The organism is Arthrobacter sp. NPDC058288, assembly GCF_042880995.1.
In the GTDB taxonomy this organism is placed as follows: domain Bacteria; phylum Actinomycetota; class Actinomycetes; order Actinomycetales; family Micrococcaceae; genus Arthrobacter.
Map to the genome: position 1 here is coordinate 1,501,513 of NZ_JBHVYH010000001.1, position 18,374 is coordinate 1,519,886.

At 65.6% G+C, this 18,374-nt stretch carries 18 protein-coding genes and 1 tRNA gene; 12 read left to right on the plus strand and 7 right to left on the minus strand.

Annotated features, from left to right (window positions below):
* The first annotated feature begins 124 nt into the window (after window positions 1-124).
* A tRNA-Leu gene (locus ACFVWT_RS07180) sits at window positions 125-207 on the plus strand.
* 351 nt (window positions 208-558) lie between these two features.
* Here the strand turns inward: ACFVWT_RS07180 and ACFVWT_RS07185 are convergent.
* The 3 genes from ACFVWT_RS07185 to ACFVWT_RS07195 all read right to left on the minus strand — a co-directional run bounded on the left by ACFVWT_RS07185 (window position 559) and on the right by ACFVWT_RS07195 (window position 3,200).
* Window positions 559-1,407: a hypothetical protein gene (locus ACFVWT_RS07185; protein WP_390246491.1), complete on the minus strand. Its 849-nt coding sequence runs from the start codon at window positions 1,405-1,407 to the stop codon at window positions 559-561.
* A gap of 337 nt (window positions 1,408-1,744) precedes the next feature.
* Complete coding sequence (locus ACFVWT_RS07190) at window positions 1,745-2,203, minus strand: HNH endonuclease family protein (RefSeq protein ID WP_390246493.1); 459 nt, start codon at window positions 2,201-2,203, stop codon at window positions 1,745-1,747.
* A gap of 424 nt (window positions 2,204-2,627) precedes the next feature.
* The gene (locus ACFVWT_RS07195) at window positions 2,628-3,200 is read right to left on the minus strand and encodes a hypothetical protein (protein WP_390246495.1); all 573 of its coding nucleotides are present in this window, start codon (window positions 3,198-3,200) and stop codon (window positions 2,628-2,630) included.
* 113 nt (window positions 3,201-3,313) lie between these two features.
* Here ACFVWT_RS07195 and ACFVWT_RS07200 point away from each other — a divergent pair, with 113 nt between their 5' ends.
* The 6 genes from ACFVWT_RS07200 to ACFVWT_RS07225 all read left to right on the plus strand — a co-directional run bounded on the left by ACFVWT_RS07200 (window position 3,314) and on the right by ACFVWT_RS07225 (window position 8,498).
* A complete protein-coding gene (locus ACFVWT_RS07200; RefSeq protein ID WP_390246497.1) occupies window positions 3,314-3,787 on the plus strand; it encodes a hypothetical protein in 474 nt (157 codons plus the stop codon).
* Window positions 3,784-3,975: a hypothetical protein gene (locus ACFVWT_RS07205; RefSeq protein WP_390246499.1), complete on the plus strand. Its 192-nt coding sequence runs from the start codon at window positions 3,784-3,786 to the stop codon at window positions 3,973-3,975. Before ACFVWT_RS07200 ends, ACFVWT_RS07205 begins: the two co-directional genes overlap by 4 nt.
* A 506-nt stretch (window positions 3,976-4,481) precedes the next feature.
* Complete coding sequence (locus ACFVWT_RS07210; RefSeq protein WP_390246501.1) at window positions 4,482-5,786, plus strand: class I SAM-dependent methyltransferase; 1,305 nt, start codon at window positions 4,482-4,484, stop codon at window positions 5,784-5,786.
* Window positions 5,787-5,832: 46 nt separating this feature from the next.
* Window positions 5,833-7,032, plus strand: a complete 1,200-nt coding sequence (gene lhgO / locus ACFVWT_RS07215) for an L-2-hydroxyglutarate oxidase (protein WP_390246503.1) — start codon at window positions 5,833-5,835, stop codon at window positions 7,030-7,032.
* Window positions 7,033-7,174: 142 nt separating this feature from the next.
* Window positions 7,175-7,546, plus strand: a complete 372-nt coding sequence (locus tag ACFVWT_RS07220) for an STAS/SEC14 domain-containing protein (RefSeq protein ID WP_390246505.1) — start codon at window positions 7,175-7,177, stop codon at window positions 7,544-7,546.
* A gap of 58 nt (window positions 7,547-7,604) precedes the next feature.
* Complete coding sequence (locus tag ACFVWT_RS07225) at window positions 7,605-8,498, plus strand: HNH endonuclease (protein WP_390246507.1); 894 nt, start codon at window positions 7,605-7,607, stop codon at window positions 8,496-8,498.
* A gap of 61 nt (window positions 8,499-8,559) precedes the next feature.
* Here ACFVWT_RS07225 and malQ read toward each other — a convergent pair whose 3' ends face one another.
* Together malQ and ACFVWT_RS07235 are read right to left on the minus strand one after the other, a co-directional pair.
* Entirely contained in the window at window positions 8,560-10,713 is a 2,154-nt protein-coding gene (gene malQ, locus ACFVWT_RS07230; protein WP_390246509.1) for a 4-alpha-glucanotransferase, read from the minus strand.
* 78 nt (window positions 10,714-10,791) lie between these two features.
* Window positions 10,792-11,310 carry a hemerythrin domain-containing protein gene (locus ACFVWT_RS07235; protein ID WP_390246511.1) on the minus strand — a complete coding sequence of 173 codons (519 nt, stop codon included), beginning with the start codon at window positions 11,308-11,310 and terminating at the stop codon, window positions 10,792-10,794.
* 169 nt (window positions 11,311-11,479) lie between these two features.
* Between ACFVWT_RS07235 and ACFVWT_RS07240 the strand changes: the two genes are divergently transcribed.
* From ACFVWT_RS07240 to ACFVWT_RS07260, 5 genes are read left to right on the plus strand one after another with little or no spacing between them, the layout of a single operon-like run.
* On the plus strand, window positions 11,480-11,845 hold the full coding sequence (locus ACFVWT_RS07240; RefSeq protein ID WP_390246513.1) for a TraR/DksA family transcriptional regulator: 366 nt from the start codon (window positions 11,480-11,482) through the stop codon (window positions 11,843-11,845).
* Window positions 11,842-12,591 (plus strand): M50 family metallopeptidase, encoded by a 750-nt coding sequence (locus tag ACFVWT_RS07245; protein ID WP_390246515.1) that lies wholly within the window; start codon window positions 11,842-11,844, stop codon window positions 12,589-12,591. Before ACFVWT_RS07240 ends, ACFVWT_RS07245 begins: the two co-directional genes overlap by 4 nt.
* A 9-nt stretch (window positions 12,592-12,600) precedes the next feature.
* Window positions 12,601-13,683, plus strand: coding sequence for a glutathione S-transferase family protein (locus ACFVWT_RS07250; protein ID WP_390246517.1), 1,083 nt, complete (start codon window positions 12,601-12,603; stop codon window positions 13,681-13,683).
* Window positions 13,684-13,719: 36 nt separating this feature from the next.
* Window positions 13,720-14,856 (plus strand): serine hydrolase domain-containing protein, encoded by a 1,137-nt coding sequence (locus ACFVWT_RS07255; protein ID WP_390246519.1) that lies wholly within the window; start codon window positions 13,720-13,722, stop codon window positions 14,854-14,856.
* Between the two features lie 51 nt (window positions 14,857-14,907).
* Window positions 14,908-16,029, plus strand: coding sequence for an FUSC family protein (locus ACFVWT_RS07260; RefSeq protein ID WP_390246521.1), 1,122 nt, complete (start codon window positions 14,908-14,910; stop codon window positions 16,027-16,029).
* Between the two features lie 93 nt (window positions 16,030-16,122).
* Here the strand turns inward: ACFVWT_RS07260 and ACFVWT_RS07265 are convergent, their stop codons facing one another.
* Together ACFVWT_RS07265 and ACFVWT_RS07270 are read right to left on the minus strand one after the other, a co-directional pair.
* The gene (locus tag ACFVWT_RS07265) at window positions 16,123-17,034 is read right to left on the minus strand and encodes a MaoC family dehydratase (protein ID WP_390246523.1); all 912 of its coding nucleotides are present in this window, start codon (window positions 17,032-17,034) and stop codon (window positions 16,123-16,125) included.
* Window positions 17,031-18,371 (minus strand): 3-oxoacyl-ACP reductase, encoded by a 1,341-nt coding sequence (locus ACFVWT_RS07270; protein ID WP_390246525.1) that lies wholly within the window; start codon window positions 18,369-18,371, stop codon window positions 17,031-17,033. Before ACFVWT_RS07270 ends, ACFVWT_RS07265 begins: the two co-directional genes overlap by 4 nt.
* Between the last annotated feature and the right edge of the window lie 3 nt (window positions 18,372-18,374).

Genomic DNA, 18,374 nt, shown 5'->3' on the forward strand with positions numbered 1-18,374 from the left:
CTACCCACAAGCCCCCTCCAACCCTCGATTATTTGTTTCCCGAAAAGTCGTGCTAGAGTCTTTCTCGCTGCTTCGGAGAAATCCAAAACGCTGAAAGGCGGAAACGATCTCCGAATTACCACCTGCGCGGGTGGCGGAATGGCAGACGCGCTAGCTTGAGGTGCTAGTCCTCGAAAGGGGGTGGGGGTTCAAGTCCCCCTCCGCGCACAAGGGAAAACCCCTGGAATCCAAGGATTCTAGGGGTTTTTTTCTGTCTCCGCACTTGCCAAGGAGAATCAACGCATAGTGCACCTGTGGCTTACCGCCAGCTACTGTCACGCCACGACAACCCACTCATCCGTGTACTCGGAGAACGGCGGCTCGTCAGGGCAGCCGATGGATGTCGAAATCACCGATCCTAAATTCACCTCGAACCCTACCTCTCTGGCGTGAGGCCCAGCCCCAAGAATCGTGGCGGCCAGCGACAGCCGGGCTGTCGCCGCCGTTCAGCTGCTCAACGGGTGCGCGGCGTGAGTCAACCAGCCCCGTATGGCGCCGGCACGGTGTCCAGGGAGCGGGTTAGAACTCGACGCCGCGCACGAGGCTAATGAGTTGGGTCTTCGTCTGCTCGGCCGAAGGCCCCGTCGGGGAGATCAGGACCTGCGCGTTGAATGTCGCGAGGTTCTGGCCCCTGACCACCATGACGGACAGTATCGTGATCGGCACGTCACCGGCAGGACGGAGGGACTTCGGGCCGGCGGGTTCGGTGCTCATGGTGAAGGACGCCCTGTCCCCGACGCCGTCCATCGGCTCGCCGTGAATGCCGGGCCCGGCCAGCGCCGACGCCGCGCCCTTCAGGACTTCAACCGAGAAGACAAGGGAGTCCGGGCCAGGGGTGCCCAGGTCGCCGAACGTGTACCGGCAACTGACCTCGCGCGGGAGGACCTGCGGCCGGGTCGTCGCCCCGAACGCCTCCCTCACCTGATCGGGACTGATCAGGCCACAGACCGCGTTGTTCGTCGTTGCCGGCGGGCCCACGGGCGGTGCGGCAGGGACGCTGAGTGCGGTGCCGTTGCCCCAGCCGGCATCCACTGCCGCCTGCGAGAGCGCGCGGGCCATTGCATCGCCGTCAAGGACGCCGCCCCCGGCCATGGGAGGTCCGGTCACGTAGGGCATTTCGAGGGTCTCGTTACCCCGGACTGCCGTCAGGACAACGTTCGCGGACGCGCCGCCGGCCTCCCCGCGGAAGTAGCCCGTCCACTGCAGGCATGCGAAGTCGCCGATCCCTGTGACAGGTGAACAGTCCGACGTCGATCGAGCCTTGGAGATGTCGGCGGCTGATGCGGGAGACATGAGGGCCACCGACAGGGCCGTCATGCCTGTGGCGGACTTGCTCGAATAGGTGCACACGTAGGCTTTGCTTCCCATCGGCCTGTCCGGGGTGTTTTGGCCAACAGGCACAAGGCCGGGTACCGCCTTCGCTGCAATCTCGGGGGTAATGAGTTCGCACGCCGGGCTGCGCGTGCCGGACAGTGGGCCCGACGACGGCCCGCTCGGGGCCCCCGGCTGACCGCACGCGGAGACGAACAGGGCCAGCACGGCCGCGAGCGTTACGCCGCTTCAAGTCGGCCGGGAGCGGTGACCAGGCACGGGGTTCCTTTCCGAGCCCGCCCGCCGCCGGGGCAACCACTCATGGCATCAGTGTGGTGCCATGAGGGCGCTGCGCCCCAGAGTCGAAAGTACCGGGCGGCGCATCACCCCGGGATCACGCGCACGCGGCGAGGATGCCTTGGATCGCGTCATGTTCGGGCGGCGTGACCCACAGCTTGTACTTGGTCTTCACCGCGGTCATCCGGGCCGTGTATTCGCACCGGAAAGCCTTGTTAGGCGGCAGCCACGTGGCCGCGTCCTTGTCACCTTTGGCCGAGTTTGCCGGCCCGTCGGCCGCCATGAGGTTTAGCGGATCGTTGGCAAGCTGCTTTCGCTGTTCTCCACTGATCTGCTGGGCGCCGGTCTGCCACGCCAGCGAAAGCGGAACGATGTGGTCTATCTGGACCGCCGAGCTCGTATCGGCGCCGCGAATGAACCGGATCGTCTTGCCCGTGTACTTATCCTCCAGCGTCCCGGTGGCAACTACGCAGTCGTGCGTGCCGGGTTTGAACGTCTCTCCGGTCAGATCGCGCGCAAGGATGTCGTTCCGTGTGTCGCAGCCATTGTGGTCCACATCAGCCCACGCAGGGCCGAACTGCTCACGGCTGTATCCGGTTTTCGGCGCGCGCCCCTTTACCGGAATGGCCGCAAGGCGGGCTATGGCGGCTGAAACTTCAGCCGGGTTCCCGGCCGGCTGCGGGGCCGGTCTGTCTGCGGCAACGGATGGTCCAGCTCTGCGGACGGCGTCGGCGAGGGCAGTCCCGGCTGACTCCACGGCCCCGCAACCGGCAAGGCCCCCCAATAGAAATACAGCGGTCAGAAGGGTCAGTGCTTTGGAACTGCGGCGTGGAATCGTCTTGTCCTTCATTGGTGCGGGAGTTGCAGCTCAGGCTATCGTCGTGGCAGGCACTGGCGCTGCAGGCCAAACGATGGCGCCGGTCACAGCTGTTCCGGTTGCGCGCCGCGCCGCCGTCGGTCTGTTCGCATCCTGAATGAGCCTAGGGCGTGTCGAGTCCCGAGCGGGCCCCGTACAGGTAGGCGAGATCGTTGAGCGTCTGCATCGTCAGCTCGCCCGCTTGTTCGATAAGCGCCTTTCGCTCCGGATCCCCGGCTGAGTCGTACGGGCCCCGTACCAGCAACGCCGTCGACTCGGACTCATTGCCGCCAAGCGCCTTAAGGTACTCAAGCTGCAGGCGGGCGCGGACGCCGTCGGCCTTTGACTGAACGTCAGTGACCGCCAGAAGCGCGAAGGCAACGTGTCGCCGCTCAGCCCACAGGCCTGCCCTGAGTGCCAGCCGGAACAGTCCGTCAAGCCCCACGCGCGCCGGTGCCTTTGCCTTGCCGGCGTATACCTCGGCGGTCAGGCCTGACCGTGAATCCGCCCACCGGAAACCGACGGGCACGATGCGCCCTTTCCGGGACCGGTAAGTGGCCGAGACGGTTAGCAGCGCCCGTCCGTTGACCCCGAGGCTATGGCCGAGCGCAATGTCGCTCAGTTTCTCCTGCCGGCAGGCCGAAATGAACTCCTGCACGTCCTTATCCCACAGCCGGTCCGTAACGCCGCTCTCCATGTCATGCACCCCCAAATAAACGGTACCGGCCAACGGTGCACCGGCTCAGGAGACTCGCTGCAGCGGTCGTTCAAATGCCGGTCACACTGTAGGCCAAGGCCTAGGCTGAGTATGTGAAGTTGTCCCCGGTCCCGCTTGAAGCCGCAGTTTCGGCCCCTGCCGAATGGTGGCAGATTGTTGCCGCGCTTGGCCCGCTGGCTGTCCTGGCCGGTGCCGTCCTGGCCGCCTTCATTGGCTGGCGGACACTGCGGCAAAAAGCCGTAGCGGACGCCCAGGCGCTGAGGCAAAGAACGCGGGCTGACGACCGCGCCGAGTGGTGGAAGCGGACGCAATGGGCGTTGGACAAGGCCTTGGAAGCGGATGGGGATACAAAAGCCCTCGGCCTGGCGTCCCTTGCGGTCCTGGCCCGGAGCGACCTTGCCCGTGAGGAAGAACTTGAACTGCTGGACATCGCCTGGCAATCGGTGACGGAGGCCAACGGCGGCGGGATCACGTGGGACGAGGAAGTCGACGCCGTGGACTCCGGGGAACCAATCGGCGACAATGGAACCACGAGTACGGACCGAACGGAGGAGGGAAGGCCATGAGCACCAGTACGCCGGAGCAGAAGAAATCCCGGACGCCCCGTCACGTCTCCACGTCCCGCGGCAGGCAGCTGACCCCTTCCGAGCACAGGGTCCAGGTTGCCGCAGCAAAGCTGCGTGTGGCGCTCGACGAACGCTTGGGCCGCTCCACTCCGGACGAGACCAAAGCGCTGTCCCAGGAAGACCTCTAGGCTGCATCGCCGGGAACCCGGAGCAAAGAAGAGACGGAACCATGGAAAAGGCCCCGCTGGTGCGGGGCCTTTTTCTTATCCTTGTCCGGATTTCCTTAGACCTTCTCCGGTGTGCGGTCCACCACCGGTTCGGAGCCTGCAAACTTCCGCTCCCTGCGCGGGAATGCCCAGAACTTGAAGTCCTTGGCCTCTACACGGGGTTCAGGCTGTTTTTCAGGTTCCCGCGTCTCCTCTTTCCGAATCTCCCTCCGGAACTCCTTGTTATACGGGTAACACATCACTGACCTCCTCATCGTGAATGCCTCTTAATCCTCCTCTCAATTTGTGTTCAGGTCGACCTTTTCGGGGCGGAAGCTGAGGGGTGTCGTTCGGCCCAAGACATCGCCAGGGGTTGCACCATAGATTGAACAACTACAGGTGCGCTGGAGGGCGGGCAGAGCCCTCACGCAGCAATGGGATGAGGAACGGGCAGGCAGCAGTTTCAGTTTGGATGAGAGGCAACATACATGGCGAAGACAAAAAGTGTGGCAGCACGGCTGGCCGAAGCGCTGGCCATCGTCCTCGGCACTGAAGGGATCCCGCTACGGCTGCGCGCCTGGGACGGCTCGGAGGCCGGACCGGAGGATGCCCCCGTAGTGGAGTTCCACTCCCGGAAGGCACTGCGCCGTATGCTTTGGTCACCGGGGCAGCTCGGCCTCAGCCGGGCCTATGTTGCCGGGGACATCGACGCGCCGGGCGACATTTTCGCCAGCTTTGCCGCGCTGAGCTCGGCTGGAAAGTTCGCCGAGCCCGGGCCGTTTCCCGCTTTGACTGCGAAGGAAATGTTGGCACTGCTCAGGACCGCGATCCGGGTCGGCGCAATCGGCTCGAATCCCGCTCCGCCGCCGGAGGAATCCAAGGTCCATCGACACGGCCGCCGCCATTCTAAGAGCCGCGATGCGGCCGCGATCTCGCATCACTACGACGTGGGCAACGATTTCTACACCTTGGTTCTTGGCCCGTCGATGGTCTACTCGTGCGCTGTTTGGAACGACAAAGCCGACGGAGATGATGACCAGGCGAACAGCCTCGAAGCCGCCCAGGAAGCCAAAATCGACCTGGTCTGCCGCAAACTCGGGTTGCAGCCGGGCATGCGCGTGCTGGATGTCGGCTGCGGCTGGGGCAGCTTCGCGCTCCACGCTGCCCAGCGCTTCGGCGTGGATGTCGTCGGCGTAACGCTTTCCAACGAGCAGGCAGGGCTCGCGCGCAAGCGCGTGGCCGACGCAGGCCTGACGGATCGCGTGGAGATCCGCGTCCAGGACTACCGCGACGTGGATGACGGGCCGTTCGATGCGATCAGCTCGATCGGCATGTCCGAACACGTCGGCCGCGAGCAGATCTCCCGTTACGTGTCGCAGCTCCATGGCCTTCTGCGGCCCGGCGGCAGGCTGCTTAACCACGCCATCTCGTGGAACGCAGGCCCAACGAGCCCGGACCCGGATTCGTTCATACCCCGTTACGTCTTCCCTGACGGCGAAATGCTCAGCCTCGCGGACATGATCGGCGCGCTGGAGTCCGGTGGGTTCGAAGTCCTCGACGTCGAGGCGCTGCGGCGACACTACGCCCTGACCCTCCGGAGCTGGGTGCGTAACCTCGAGGAACACTGGGATGAGGCCGTGAGCGCCAGCAGCCCCGGGCGCGCACGCGTGTGGAGGCTCTACATGGCCGCGAGTGCGCTGGGCTTCGAGAACGGACTGACCGGCGTCAACCAGGTGCTCGTACAACGCCCTGGCGGGACCGAACCACCGCTGCGGCGGCACGCATGGATGTGAGGGTGCTGCAAGCTACTGAAAACGGGCCGCCCGGGGTGACTCACCAATGACTGAGCGGATAGGCATTATTGGAGGCGGCATCGTCGGCATCGCGATTGCACGCGCCCTCAGCAGTCGCGGGCTGGCGGACGTCACAGTCCTGGAGAAGGAGCAGCGGGTTGCCGCTCACCAGACGGGGCACAACTCCGGGGTGGTCCATGCTGGGCTCTACTACGCCCCGGGATCGCTGAAAGCAATGCTGTGTCAACGCGGCCGGGCGCTCACGCGGGACTACTGCCGGGAGAGGAACCTGCCGTACCGGGAACTGGGCAAGCTTGTCGTTGCCGTGACGGAGGATGAACTTCCGGCCCTGGCGAACATTGAAAGCCGCTCGGTCGCAAACGGCGTGCCCGGGCTGCGCCGCCTCGGAGCCAAGGCGATGCGCGACGTCGAACCCCATGTCACAGGCGTGGCAGCACTCCACTCACCGCATACCGCCGTCGTTGACTTTGCTGCCATCACGGAGTCCATGGCCGAGGACATCCGGTCTGCCGGCGGGCGGATCATGCTGGGCCACGAAGCCGTGTCCATCACCACCGAACGCGGCCAAGTGCGTGTCAACACCAGCCACGCCGAATTCACCTTCGATCGACTGATCGCCTGCGCCGGGCTACAGTCGGACGTCGTTGCCGGACTCGCGGGCGCTTCCCCGGCACCCAAAATCCTCCCCTTCCGCGGAGAGTACTGGGACTTGTCAGCCGCGAAACAACACTTTGTCCGGGGCATGATTTACCCTGTGCCGGACCCCAGCTTTCCCTTTCTGGGCGTCCACTTCACCCGCGGCGTCTACGACACCATCCACGTGGGGCCAAACGCGGTGCCTGCCCTGGCCCGGGAGGGCTATCGCTGGAGCAACGTGTCGCTTAAGGACACTGCTGCGTCGATAATGTGGCCCGGCGCCCTGGCGCTGGCCCGGAAGCACTGGCGGATGGGCGCGCAGGAGATCGCCGCCTCCCTGATCAAGCCGCTGTATTTCCGGCAGGCACGCAGGTTCATCCCCGAACTTCAGATGGACGACCTGACGGCGAAGACCGCCGCTGGCGTCCGCGCGCAGGCATGGTCACTGGACGGGAGCCTCCTCGACGATTTCGCGATCGAGGAGATGGGACCGGTGACCCTTCTGCGGAACGCCCCCTCCCCGGCCGCGACCTCCGCGATGGCGATCGCGGATTATGTGCTGGAGCATCATGTCCTCCGCCGCAGATGACGTCCTGAAGGGACCGCGTGGTTGGTGGACAACAGCGCCGTGTCCCGTTAGATTGACGCCGGGGCAGGTTTCCCGGCCCTGGAATGCCGGGGAAATTGCAGCCGGCCGGCTGCGTTGAGTACTGCCCCGCCCGGGGGAACCAATGACAAACAACACCGAGGCCAACGTCTGCGTAGGCCACCTTCGCGAGGGAGTATCGCGCATCACACTGCGGCCCGGCGCCCGGGTCACGGAAGAGGACGGAATCCGCACCCGGGAGCAGCTGCTGGCCTTGACCGGGGGCGCCCGCGGCGGGGTGCTGCTGGACATCACAGGTGTGGGCTCAGTCAGCCGGGAAGCGATCAGTGTTTACAGTGCTGCAGTCACTGTCAGTGCCTTCGCCATCCTGGGCAGGACCCCCGTGGACCGCGTCATCGCCCATGGACTACTCGGGCTGCCGTTGCCGGCCTGCCCGAGTGAATACTTCACGGACGAGGACGAAGCACTGACGTGGCTTCAAACCGTCAACGGATGACCTGCCCCGTCAGAGAAACGGCGGGTCTGTCCTGCCATTGCCCTGAAAGAATGGGCGCATGACATCCATCTTCCTGGTGTGGAACCCGGACCGCTGGAACGGCTGGAACTACGCGTCCGTCGTCGAGCAGGTCAGTGACGCCGGCCAAGCTCACGGAGAGTGGCAATTTAGCCGCTCGGCCGGCGTTCCCGCTGGCGGGGACGCGTGGCTGCTGCTCAAGGGAAAGCACGGGCCCGGGCTGCTCGGGCACGGCGTGGTGATCCGCGCGCAGTCGTGGGCTGCGCCGTCTGCTGCACCCGCCGGCGGGACGCCTTCCCCTTCCGTGATGGTTGCATTCGACTCGCTCCTGCCCCTGGGCGACCAGATCGGGCAGGAAATGCTGAGTGCCGCCCTTCCGGAGCTGCGCTGGAACAGGGTGCGCAACGGGCAGGCCCTTGAGCCGTCCGCGCAGGCCCGCATCCGTGACCTCTGGCGCCTGGAAGGACCGCCGCCACTTCCCGGGTCCACGTTGCCGGTGCCGGGGACCTACCCCGCGTGGGCCGTCAGCAAGGTCGAGGTGAACCGGTACGAACGGAATCCGGAGGCCAGACGTGCCTGCATCGCCCACTACGGAACGAGTTGTGCGGCCTGCGGTTTTTCCTTCGAAATCGCCTATGGAGACGCCGGCAGGGACTTCATCGACGTTCACCACACCGTGCCGGTCTCGGTGATTGACAGCAGCTACCGGCTGGATCCGGTGACGGACCTCGTGCCCCTGTGTCCTAACTGTCACGCCATGGCGCACCTCGGCGTGACTACCCCGCGAACGCTCCCGGAACTGCGCCGGATGCTGGCCGGCGCAGGCTTTATGCAGGGCCGGGCGGTGAGCCCGGGGGAACTTGAGTCGCACCAGGAGGCACTGCGGATCCTCGGTCCCGCGGAAACCCATCCCGCGCCGGACACCGGGGCCTGACCCCGGGACCGACGCCAGTCAACCCGCGCTTTCCGAACCTGGAATTCCCAGGGAGGAGCACTTATACGGACGGCTTCAGCGCATCCCGGACCACCCCGACCAAGGAATTGAACCGGGCATTTTCCGGGAGGTCGTCAATGAGTACGGGCCCCGCAGGCCCCGCGAGCGGAATGCGCCAGTTCGGGTGCTCCGCGTCTGTCCCGGGCTGGTTCTGCGTGCGCGTCTCCCCGACGGCGTCCACTAATGCAACGCCCAACAGGGCGGACGGCGTCAGCGCGGTGAACGCGTACAGCGCCTCGACCGTGCGCTGAACGTCCGCCGACGAATCCGCAAGAAGCCCCCGTTCGCGGACCAGGGCCAGCACGGCCTCCTGCTCCGCTGCCGCTTCCGCCCTTTCCTCTTCAACCGGGCGCAGGAGCAGGCCCAGTGATTCGCGGAGCGTGACATGCTCCCCCGCGAGATAACCAGCCGTCGGGGGCAGGTCGTGGGTGTTGACGCTGGTCAGGCACTGTTGGCGGTATTCCTCGGGCGGCAGCGGCCCCGCATCATTGTGTTCAAACCAGAGAATGGACGTGCCGAGGATGCCCCGCTCCGTGAGGTAGTCACGGACCCAGGGTTCGAACACGCCAAGGTCCTCGCCGACAACCGTGGCACCGGCCCGCTGGGCCTCAAGGGCCAGGATGCCGATGAGGGCTTCATGGTCGTAGTACACGTACGTGCCCTGGTCAGGCCCGGCGCCTTCCGGAATCCACCATAGGCGGAAGAGGCCCAGTATGTGGTCAACGCGGATACCGCCTGCATGGCGAAGGACTGTCCTCAGCATGTCCCGGTATGGCTTGTAGCCTGCCGCCGCCAGCTGTCCGGGGTGCCACGGCGGCTGGGTCCAGTTCTGTCCCTGCTGGTTGAAAACGTCCGGCGGCGCGCCGACGGTGACTCCCTGGGCGAGTACACCGCGGAGCATCCAGGCGTCGGCTCCGGACGTCTTAACGCCCACCGCCAGGTCATGGACGATGCCGATGGCCATTCCGCATCCCTGTGCCGTTCGCTGGGCGGTGGCCAGCTGCTCGTCGCAGATCCACTGCATCCAGCGGTAGAACTCCATCCGTTCCGCATGTACTTCACGAATGGTGTCGCAGTACGGGGTGTCCGGTGACGATGCCTCACCGGACCATTCGGGCGCCGCGGGTGGAAGCCGCTCCGCGAGCGTGCACCACAGGGCGAAGTCATCCAGGCCCTTGCCTTCCGCTTGGCAGAAGTTGTCAAACAGGCGGACCCGGGCGGGGCTGCGCCTCACTGTGAAGATGAGTTCAAGCGCCTGGAGTTTGGCTCGGTAACTGGCGTTTCTGTCCAGGAGGCCGTCCGCGGTGTTGGCGGCGTGCAGCAGTTCCGCGTTGGCTTCGATGGCGGCCCTGGACGCAGGGTCCAGATATGCATACTCCGGCACGTCCTCAACGCGGATGTAGAGCGGGTTGAAGAACCGGCGGGTGGTGGGCAGGTATGGCGAATCTTCGATGGGTGGCCGGGGCTCCCCGGCGTGCAGGGGGTTCACGAGGACAAAACCCGCGCCGTCCTTTCCTGCAATCGCGGCCATGTCCACGAGGTCGGAGAAATCCCCGATGCCCCACGACCGGGACGAGCGGACCGAATACAGCTGGGCCGTGAGGCCCCAGTGGCGTTCGGATTCCAGACGTCGGCTGGTTCCCAGACGCTCCGGCGTAATGATTAGCACGCATTCCGCCAGCTCCCCGCCAGCATCTGCGTGCAGGGTATGCCAGCCCAGGGGCAAATCGCCGCGTAGGGCGAAAGCCGCCCGGCCTTTGAGGATTCCGTCCACCTCCCGCGGCTCTTCCCAGTCATCCCGCTGCTCGGCGTCCACGCGGTTGCCGTCCTCCGTCACCGCCCACACACTGACCGGCGTTCCGTGCGGGACGTGGACGGCAATGTGGATCTCCCGGCCCTCCCTGGAAACGACCGACGGCGGCAGCAGTCTCCGCCACGGAGCCAGCTCCGCGTCGCGAAGGGCGCTCTGAAGCTCCTCCGGTGTCCCGGTCCGGTCCCCCAGCGCGGCAAGCACGCTGTGCAACGTGCCGGCCGCGACGGGATGCTCCATGCCGTCCCAGCCGCGGAAAGACGTGCTTACGCCGCGGACTGTCGCCAGCTTGCGGAGCAGTTCGTCGGTTGTTGCTGTTTCTTCCTGTTCCGTTCCATCCGCCATGGCCTTACTCTATTGGCTCATCCGCTACAGCACGGGCAGAACCCGCATGCGTCTTCCCCGAAACCTCGTCAGGCGGTGCTAGTCATGCCCGCTTCCCTGCGAATGCGCGTGCCCTTCGCCCACCAGTTCGTGAAGCCCGGACACGGCGGCGGCCAGTGACAGCTCGGGCGACGCCGCCACGAACGGCATGAGGAGCCGGTTCTCCTTGTCGAGGTGCAGGGCAAAGATGCGTTGAATCGCACCGGCGGCTACGGCCGCAGCCACGCCCCGGGCGCCCCGAAGCTCCTCCACCAGGGCGACGATCACCTGGTGCTCTGCCAGCATGCCCTCCACGAGGAGCCTCCCCTCGGCGGAATTCCGCGGCCCGCTATACAAGGGGCCCTCTTCGGCGAGCGCGTGCGGCACCAGTTCGTTCTCGCACCATTCCAGCAGCACCTCGTGTGCGTCATGCTCGGCCGGGGCGTCATGCTTCTCCACCGAACCCGTCACCGCGGCTGCGAGCGCCGTGAGGCGCCTGAGCATGTTCGCATGGTGCCGTTCAACCGCTTCCATGGCTTCGGCCTCTGCGGCGGGGTTCTTCTTCGACACATGGTTCATGGTGCCTCCCTGGCTCTTTCGCGCCTGCCATCCGGCGGGCGGCCCCACACCGGGCATGAAGTGGCTTAGCGCACTTTCACTCTACGTCCGCCCTGGCCGGGCGCAACGGGTCTTTGGGCCCGACCACTCTGTTAGGCCCCGTCCCTGTACCGGGCTAGCCTTGGACACTATGGTCGACGTCGAGAGGTTCAGGATTCTGCTGGAATCGGAGCGCACCCTAAAGACGCTGTTGCTGCCGGCCCTTCGCGAGGACATCACCTCCGCGAACGCCGCGCGCCAAAACTCTAATGTTGACGATGAACATGATCCTGAAGGTTCGACTATCGCTTTTGAGCTCTCGCAGGCTGCGGCGTTGCTGCAGCAGAGCAGTGCCACCCTGGTGCAGGTCGAGGCGGCTTTGGCCCGGATTGCGGACGGCAGTTACGGCTACTGTGAAATCTGCGGCGGGCCCATTGCCGAAGGCAGGCTGGAAGCCCGCCCCTGGACGCCGTATTGCATCGAGCACGCACGTGGCACCGCCGGGACAAGGCCATGACGGATGTTGCAGGCCCACTGTGGCAAAGGATAGTTTCGGGATTCTCGCAGTCGCCGTCCCCGGACGTGACTGCCACCGAACTGCTGATAGTCATCGTGCTGGCAACAGTGGTGTCCCTCCCCCGGGCTTCCTGGCGCTATTTCGGGCTGCTGGCCACCGTCACCCACGAGCTGGGGCATGCGTTTGCTGCCCTCATGACCGGACAGCGCCTTGGCGGCATCAGGCTGAGCCTGGACCATTCCGGAACCACCACCACGTACAGCAGGGGCCGCTTCCCGGCAGTCTGGTCCACGTTCTGGGGCTACCCAGTGCCCGGCATTGTCGGAGCCGCCATGGTGTGGTCCGGTTTCAACGGCTGGGGACCGGCTGCGATGTCCGTCGGCACGATGATCCTGGTGGGCTCGTTCCTGTTCATCCGCAACGCCATGGGCTTGCTCATCACGTTTGCAGCGGTCCTTTGCTGTTCACTCCTGGTTCTCTTCGTCCCGCCCCATTTCACCGGCCACGTGGTCATTGCACTGGGCCTCGCGCTGCTGGTTGCTGCCGTCCGTGATTTGGCCAAGCTCTCGAATGTCCACTTACGGCGTCGGGACAGGCTGTCCACGTCGGACGCCCATCTCCTCTACCGGGCCACCTCGGTGCCCGCCGTCATCTGGATCCTCCTTTTCGCGGCCGTCGTTTGCGGTTCCTGGTGGGTGGCCTTACAGCCCATTGCACACGTGCTGGCAGCGGGCGGCAGCCAATAAGGTGTAGTCATGACTTCCGATTCCCGTCCCGCCGCCGACCATTCCTCCGATCCAGGGTTCAGCACCAGGGGGTCCTACGTGACCGGCGGTGAGGAATTTACCCGTGACACCAACTACATCGAGGACCGGATCACGAAGGACGGCGAGCCGGGCCGCAACGGAGAACCAGGCTGGCCCGCGGAGGCGGGACGTTACCGCCTCATCGCCGCCCGTGCCTGCCCCTGGGCAAACAGAACTGTCATCGTCCGCAGGCTGCTGGGTCTTGAGGATGCCATATCCCTTGGGCAGCCCGGTCCCACGCACGACGCACGGTCCTGGGCCTTCGACCTGGACGCGGGCGGTGTCGATCCGGTCCTCGGCATCGAACGGATCCAGGACGCCTATTTCCGGAGGTTCCCCGGCTATCCCCGGGGGATCACCGTTCCGGCGATCGTGGACGTACCGTCGGGCGCCGTTGTCACCAACAATTTCCCGCAAATAACACTGGACTTCTCCACTGAGTGGACGGCATTCCACCGGCCGGGCGCCCCGGAACTCTATCCTGCGCACCTCCGGGGGGAGATTGACGAAGTCAACAAAAGGGTGTTTACCGAAGTGAACAACGGTGTCTACCGCTGCGGTTTCGCCGGTTCACAGGACGCCTACAACACTGCGTACGCCCGCCTTTGGACCGCCCTGGACTGGCTGGAGGAGCGCCTTAGCGGCCGGCGGTACCTCGTGGGAGACACGATTACGGAAGCCGATGTCCGGTTGTTCACCACATTGGTCCGGTTCGACGCCGTTTACCACGGCCACTTCAAGTGCAACCGACAAAAATTGAGCGAGATGCCCGCACTGTGGGCCTATGCCCGGGATCTGTTCCAGACGCCCGGCTTCGGTGACACCATCGATTTCGTGCAGATCAAGCAGCACTACTACATCGTCCACGAGGACATCAACCCCACCGGGATCGTTCCGCAGGGGCCGGACGTCTCCGGTTGGCTGACCGCGCACGGCCGGGAGTCATTGGGGGGCCGCCCCTTCGGAGTCGGCACCGCACCCGGCCCCGTCCGCCGCGGCGAGGAAGTTGCCACGGGACACGGCGCAGGCTGACCGCCGCCGTCATCCGCACGCCGTTAGTCTTGTCCCATGCCACTTTCGTCCGGTTTTACCGTGCCCGAATTCCAAGCGGTCAGGGACCTGTTTGATTCGTTCCTCAGGAACGACGCGCAGTACAGCGCCCAGGTCTCCGTCTACCGTTCGGGCACGAAGGTGGTGGACCTTAGCGGAGGCCCGCACTTGGCAAAGGATTCGATCACGGGCGCCTACTCCTGCTCCAAAGGCGTGGCTGCCTTCGTCATCGCCCTCCTGGTCCAGGACGGATTGCTGAACCTTGACCGTACCGTGGCTCACTACTGGCCGGAGTTCGCCGCCAACGGAAAAGGGGAGATCACCGTACGGCAGGCGCTCTCCCACCGCGCAGGGCTGCTGGGTGTGGAAGGCGGCCTGGCACTCAGTGAATTTACGACGGCGGACGCAGCGCGGAAGATCGCCGCCACGGCACCGCTGTGGCGGCCCGGAGCCACGTTCGGGTACCACGCCCTCACCATCGGCATCATCATGGAGGAACTCTGCCGCCGCGTCTCCGGTAACGCCCTGCAGGACTTGTACGGTTCCCGCATCCGGCGGCCGTTCGGCATCGATTTCTTCCTGGGGCTGCCCGAGGACCAGGAGTCCCGCTACCGGGACGTGCTGTACGCCGTCGATGCCGGCCAGCCGTGGCTGGACCCGCTGGGACTCGAGGGGCTCAACGGTAACGCTGCGGTGAGCACAGTCATGGAACTTCCCAACCACCGTGTCATTCGCAAGCACGGCATGAGCAGCGCGGGAGGTGTGGGATCAGCAGAAGGCCTGGCCCGGCTGTATGCCGCAGCCACCACGGGCGTTGACGGTGGTCCGGCATTCCTGGCACCGGAAACCACCAGGACCATGTCCGAAGAGCAGGTGTGGGGGCTGGACCGCACCTCCGGACTCGACAACGCCTTCGCGGTGGTTTTCATGAAGCCGCACCCCAGCAGGAACTTCGGCAGTCATCGGGCGTTCGGCCACGAGGGTGCCAATGCCGCGCTGGGCTTTGCCGACCCCTCCTATGACCTGGCTTTCGGCTACATTCCGGGGACGCAGGAGGAAGGCAGGACACCGGGCCGGGCCCACCGGCTGGCACACGCGGCACGGCAGGCCGCGTCCTCCGCCGCGAGGGCGAAGCCGGCCGATGCTTACCCGTGAGTAGGTTTGTCCATTTGTAGCATCTTCCATGCACCTTTATGGTGGGCCCAAATGGTAAATACAAAACAGCAGGACGAGGCCGCCCCGTCGCGGGTGGGCAAGATACGGCAGTCCGTGACGGACAGCGTGGCCGTAGCGGTAGCGGGACCCCGCCTGCAGTTGGCCGCCAAGGCAGGACTTGCCGCCGGCCTGGCATTCCTTATTGCACCCCTGATGCCCGGTGCTGCAGCCCAGTATCCCTACTACGCCCCGCTCGGTGCCCTCGTTGCGATGTACGAAAACGTGTCCGGCTCCGTTAAACAAGGCGCGCAGACGCTCGTGGGGCTCGGTATCGGCATTGGCCTTGCCTTCCTGCTGGTGAGCGTCACCGACCCTTCGCCGGTCACGGTGGCGATTGTCATGGGGTTGGGTGTCCTGCTTGCCGGGCTGCCGCGGCTTGGGGCCGGGCGCGACTGGATTCCGACGGCGGCGCTCCTGGTCCTCCTGGTGGGCGGCAACAACCCGGACGACTTCTCCTTCGGCTACCTCTTGCAAATGGGTGTAGGAGTCCTGGTGGGGATCACCGTCAACATGCTGGTCTTCCCGCCCCTGCATTTCAAAGCCGCTGCACTCAGCCTCGCCGAACTCCGGTGGGCGCTCGCCAAGCAGCTCTCCGACATGGGTGAAGCCATGAGGGAAACCTGGCCGCCCGAGCACGAGGATTGGGCCGTGCGATCGGAGGAGCTCGCAAAATCAGCCCGTGCTGTCCGGGCCGCCGTCCAGAAGGCCGACGCCAGCAGGCAGGTCAACCCGCGGCGCCGGCTCCACCCGCACGATCTGGACCGGGATTTCAAGGACCTCAGGGGCCTCGAGAGGGTGACTTTCCACATCCAGGACATGACCGAAGTGCTTGCAGATGTCATCTGGGACGAGGACGTTCCGTTCGTCATTCCGCTTCCCTATAGCGAGCCGCTGGCTGACGCGTTGGCCGCGGTTAGCGAGGTCCTGAGGTCCATGGAGGACGAGCACCCTGACCGGCAGAACGAACTGATCGCGGCCGCAACTGCTGCCGTCGACGCCCTGGCCGACCGGATGGCATCGGATGATGTCAATCCTGATGCTCCCAGCGCCGCGGAATCAATCGTGCTGAACCTGCACCGGATTCTCAGGGTGGTCACGGCCGGTCAGTCCTGACCCTCGCCCGACCGAACCGGATGAAGTCACGACGCCGGAGCTCCCCCGAGGTGACCTCCGACGTCGTGATTTCCAGTACTTCGCGCGGCAGCGCTAGAGCGCCGTGACACTCCCGCTGAAGTGCCTCCGGCCGGACCGCGGATTCCACGCGGCGTAGTCTGAGTGGTGCCAGGCCCCCGAAGGGGCATGGACCGAACTGATGTCCAACGCCACGCGCGCCGGAAGGAACACCGGCGCTTCGAAGGCCACCTCCCAGCTGAAGGCATCCCCCTTCACGGCGCCAACGTCGGCCAGCGCCCGCGAGGCGAGATACATGCCATGCGCTATGGAACGCCGCATGCCCAGGGCTTTCGCCGAAAGGACGCTGAGGTGGATGGGGTTGAAGTCCCCGGACACGGCGGCATAGGCCCTGCCGGTGTCAACACCCAACTGCCACAGTGCCGTAGGGTCCGGCGCCGAGAACGTTGCGGGCGGGGCAGGAACCGAAGGCTTGTCGATTCCCGGCAGGAAGACACCTTTGGCCAGATACGTGGAGGTTCCCTTCCAGCGGACCCCGGCGTCGCCGGTTCGCCGGACCTCCGCCACAATGTCGACCTGCGTGCCGGCACGGTGTCCGCGCAGGTTCTCGGCCCAGGACGTAATGTCCAGCGCCTCGGTGAACAGGATGGTTCCGTGCTGTTCCACCTTGTTTGTCAGGTGCACCATTCCCAGCAGCGGCAGCGGGAAGTCGTCACGGTTCATCACGCTCATTGACACCGGAAACGCCAGGGCGTGAATGAAGCCTGCAGGCAGTGCGTCGCTCGCCGTCTCACCCACCAGGTGCTGGAAGGCGGTGAGGTTGCCTACGTCGGCCACCACTCCCCTGACCTCGTGTCCGCAGGAAGGTAGCGAGATCCCCGCGTCGGTACCGAGCACCCGGCGTCTGGCAGCGGTGGCCGCGGCATTGACATAGAGCTTGGACAGCGACGGCATGTCCCCGAGGATTACGGGCTGGGAACCGGTCATGCGCCCACCAGATTCTGGCCGCACACCCGCAGCACCTCGCCCGTAATGCCGCCCGCGGCGTCGCTTGCAAGGAAGGCGATGGCCTCGGCAACATCATCGGGCCGCCCTCCTTGCTGCAGGGAATTCAAGCGCCGGGCTACCTCCCGTGTTGCAAGGGGGATACGGGCAGTCATCTCGGTTTCAATAAAGCCCGGCGCCACGGCGTTGATTGATCCGTGGCGCTCCGCGAGCAGGGGTGCTGTGGCACGCACCATTCCAATGACCCCGCCTTTGGACGCCGCGTAGTTGGTTTGGCCGCGGTTGCCAGCGATGCCGCTGGTGGATGCGACGGAAACAATCCGCGGGGAGTCCCGGAAGTGCTCGGACGCCAGCAGCGCCTCATTGATGCGCAACTGGGCTGCGATGTTCACGGCAAGGACGGAATTCCAGCGGTCCTGGTCCATGTTGGCCAGGAGCTTGTCCCGGGTGATTCCCGCGTTATGGATCACGATGTCCAGTCGACCGTGCCTGCCCACCGCATGCTCGATGATCCGCTGCCCGGCATCCTCCCTGCTGATGTCCAGTTGCAGCGCCGTCCCGTGGACCGCATTCGCTACGGCGGCAAGGTGGTCTCCGGCTGCGGGGATATCGACGACCACCAGGGTGGCACCGTCCCGGTGGAGCGCGCGGGCAATGGCCGCGCCGATACCCCGTGCGGCCCCGGTCACGACGGCCACCTTGCCGGCAAGCGGCTTTTCGGGATCGGCGGGCAGACGCCCTTCCCCCGTGGTGACTGTGAGGGACTGGCCGTCGACAAAGGCTGACCGGCCGGACAGGAAGAAACGCAGGGCTCCGAGGCAACTGGGACTTGTGGTGGTCACACCGTCCGCCAGAACGATGCCGTTGGCGGTGGCGCCGGCACGCAGCTCCTTGGCCAGGGACCGAAGCAGGCCGTCAACTCCCTGGCGCGCTGCTGCGGAGGCGGGCCCCGGCGCACTCGCCGGCGTGCGGGACACTGTCACCACGCGGGCGTTTGGTGCCAGGTCCCGGACGGAAGCTGCCGCCGAAAGGACCGGCCTTTCAAGTTCTTCAGGGTGGGCCAGTTCATCCAGCACCAGGATGATGGCGCCCAGCTTCTCCCGCGGCACCGCATGCCTCCGCACGTCCAGGTCCCAGGACAGGAGGGCGGCCGCGAGTTCGTCGGCGCCGGCGCCGGCGCCCTGGACCAGGACCGGTCCTCCGACAAGGGGCTGGCCCGGCTGGTAGCGCCTGAGCACCACTGGCTGCGGCAACCCCAGCTTCCTGGCAACGTCCCTGCCGATGCCACGGGATACGAATTGTGTGTACTTGTCCGTCACGCC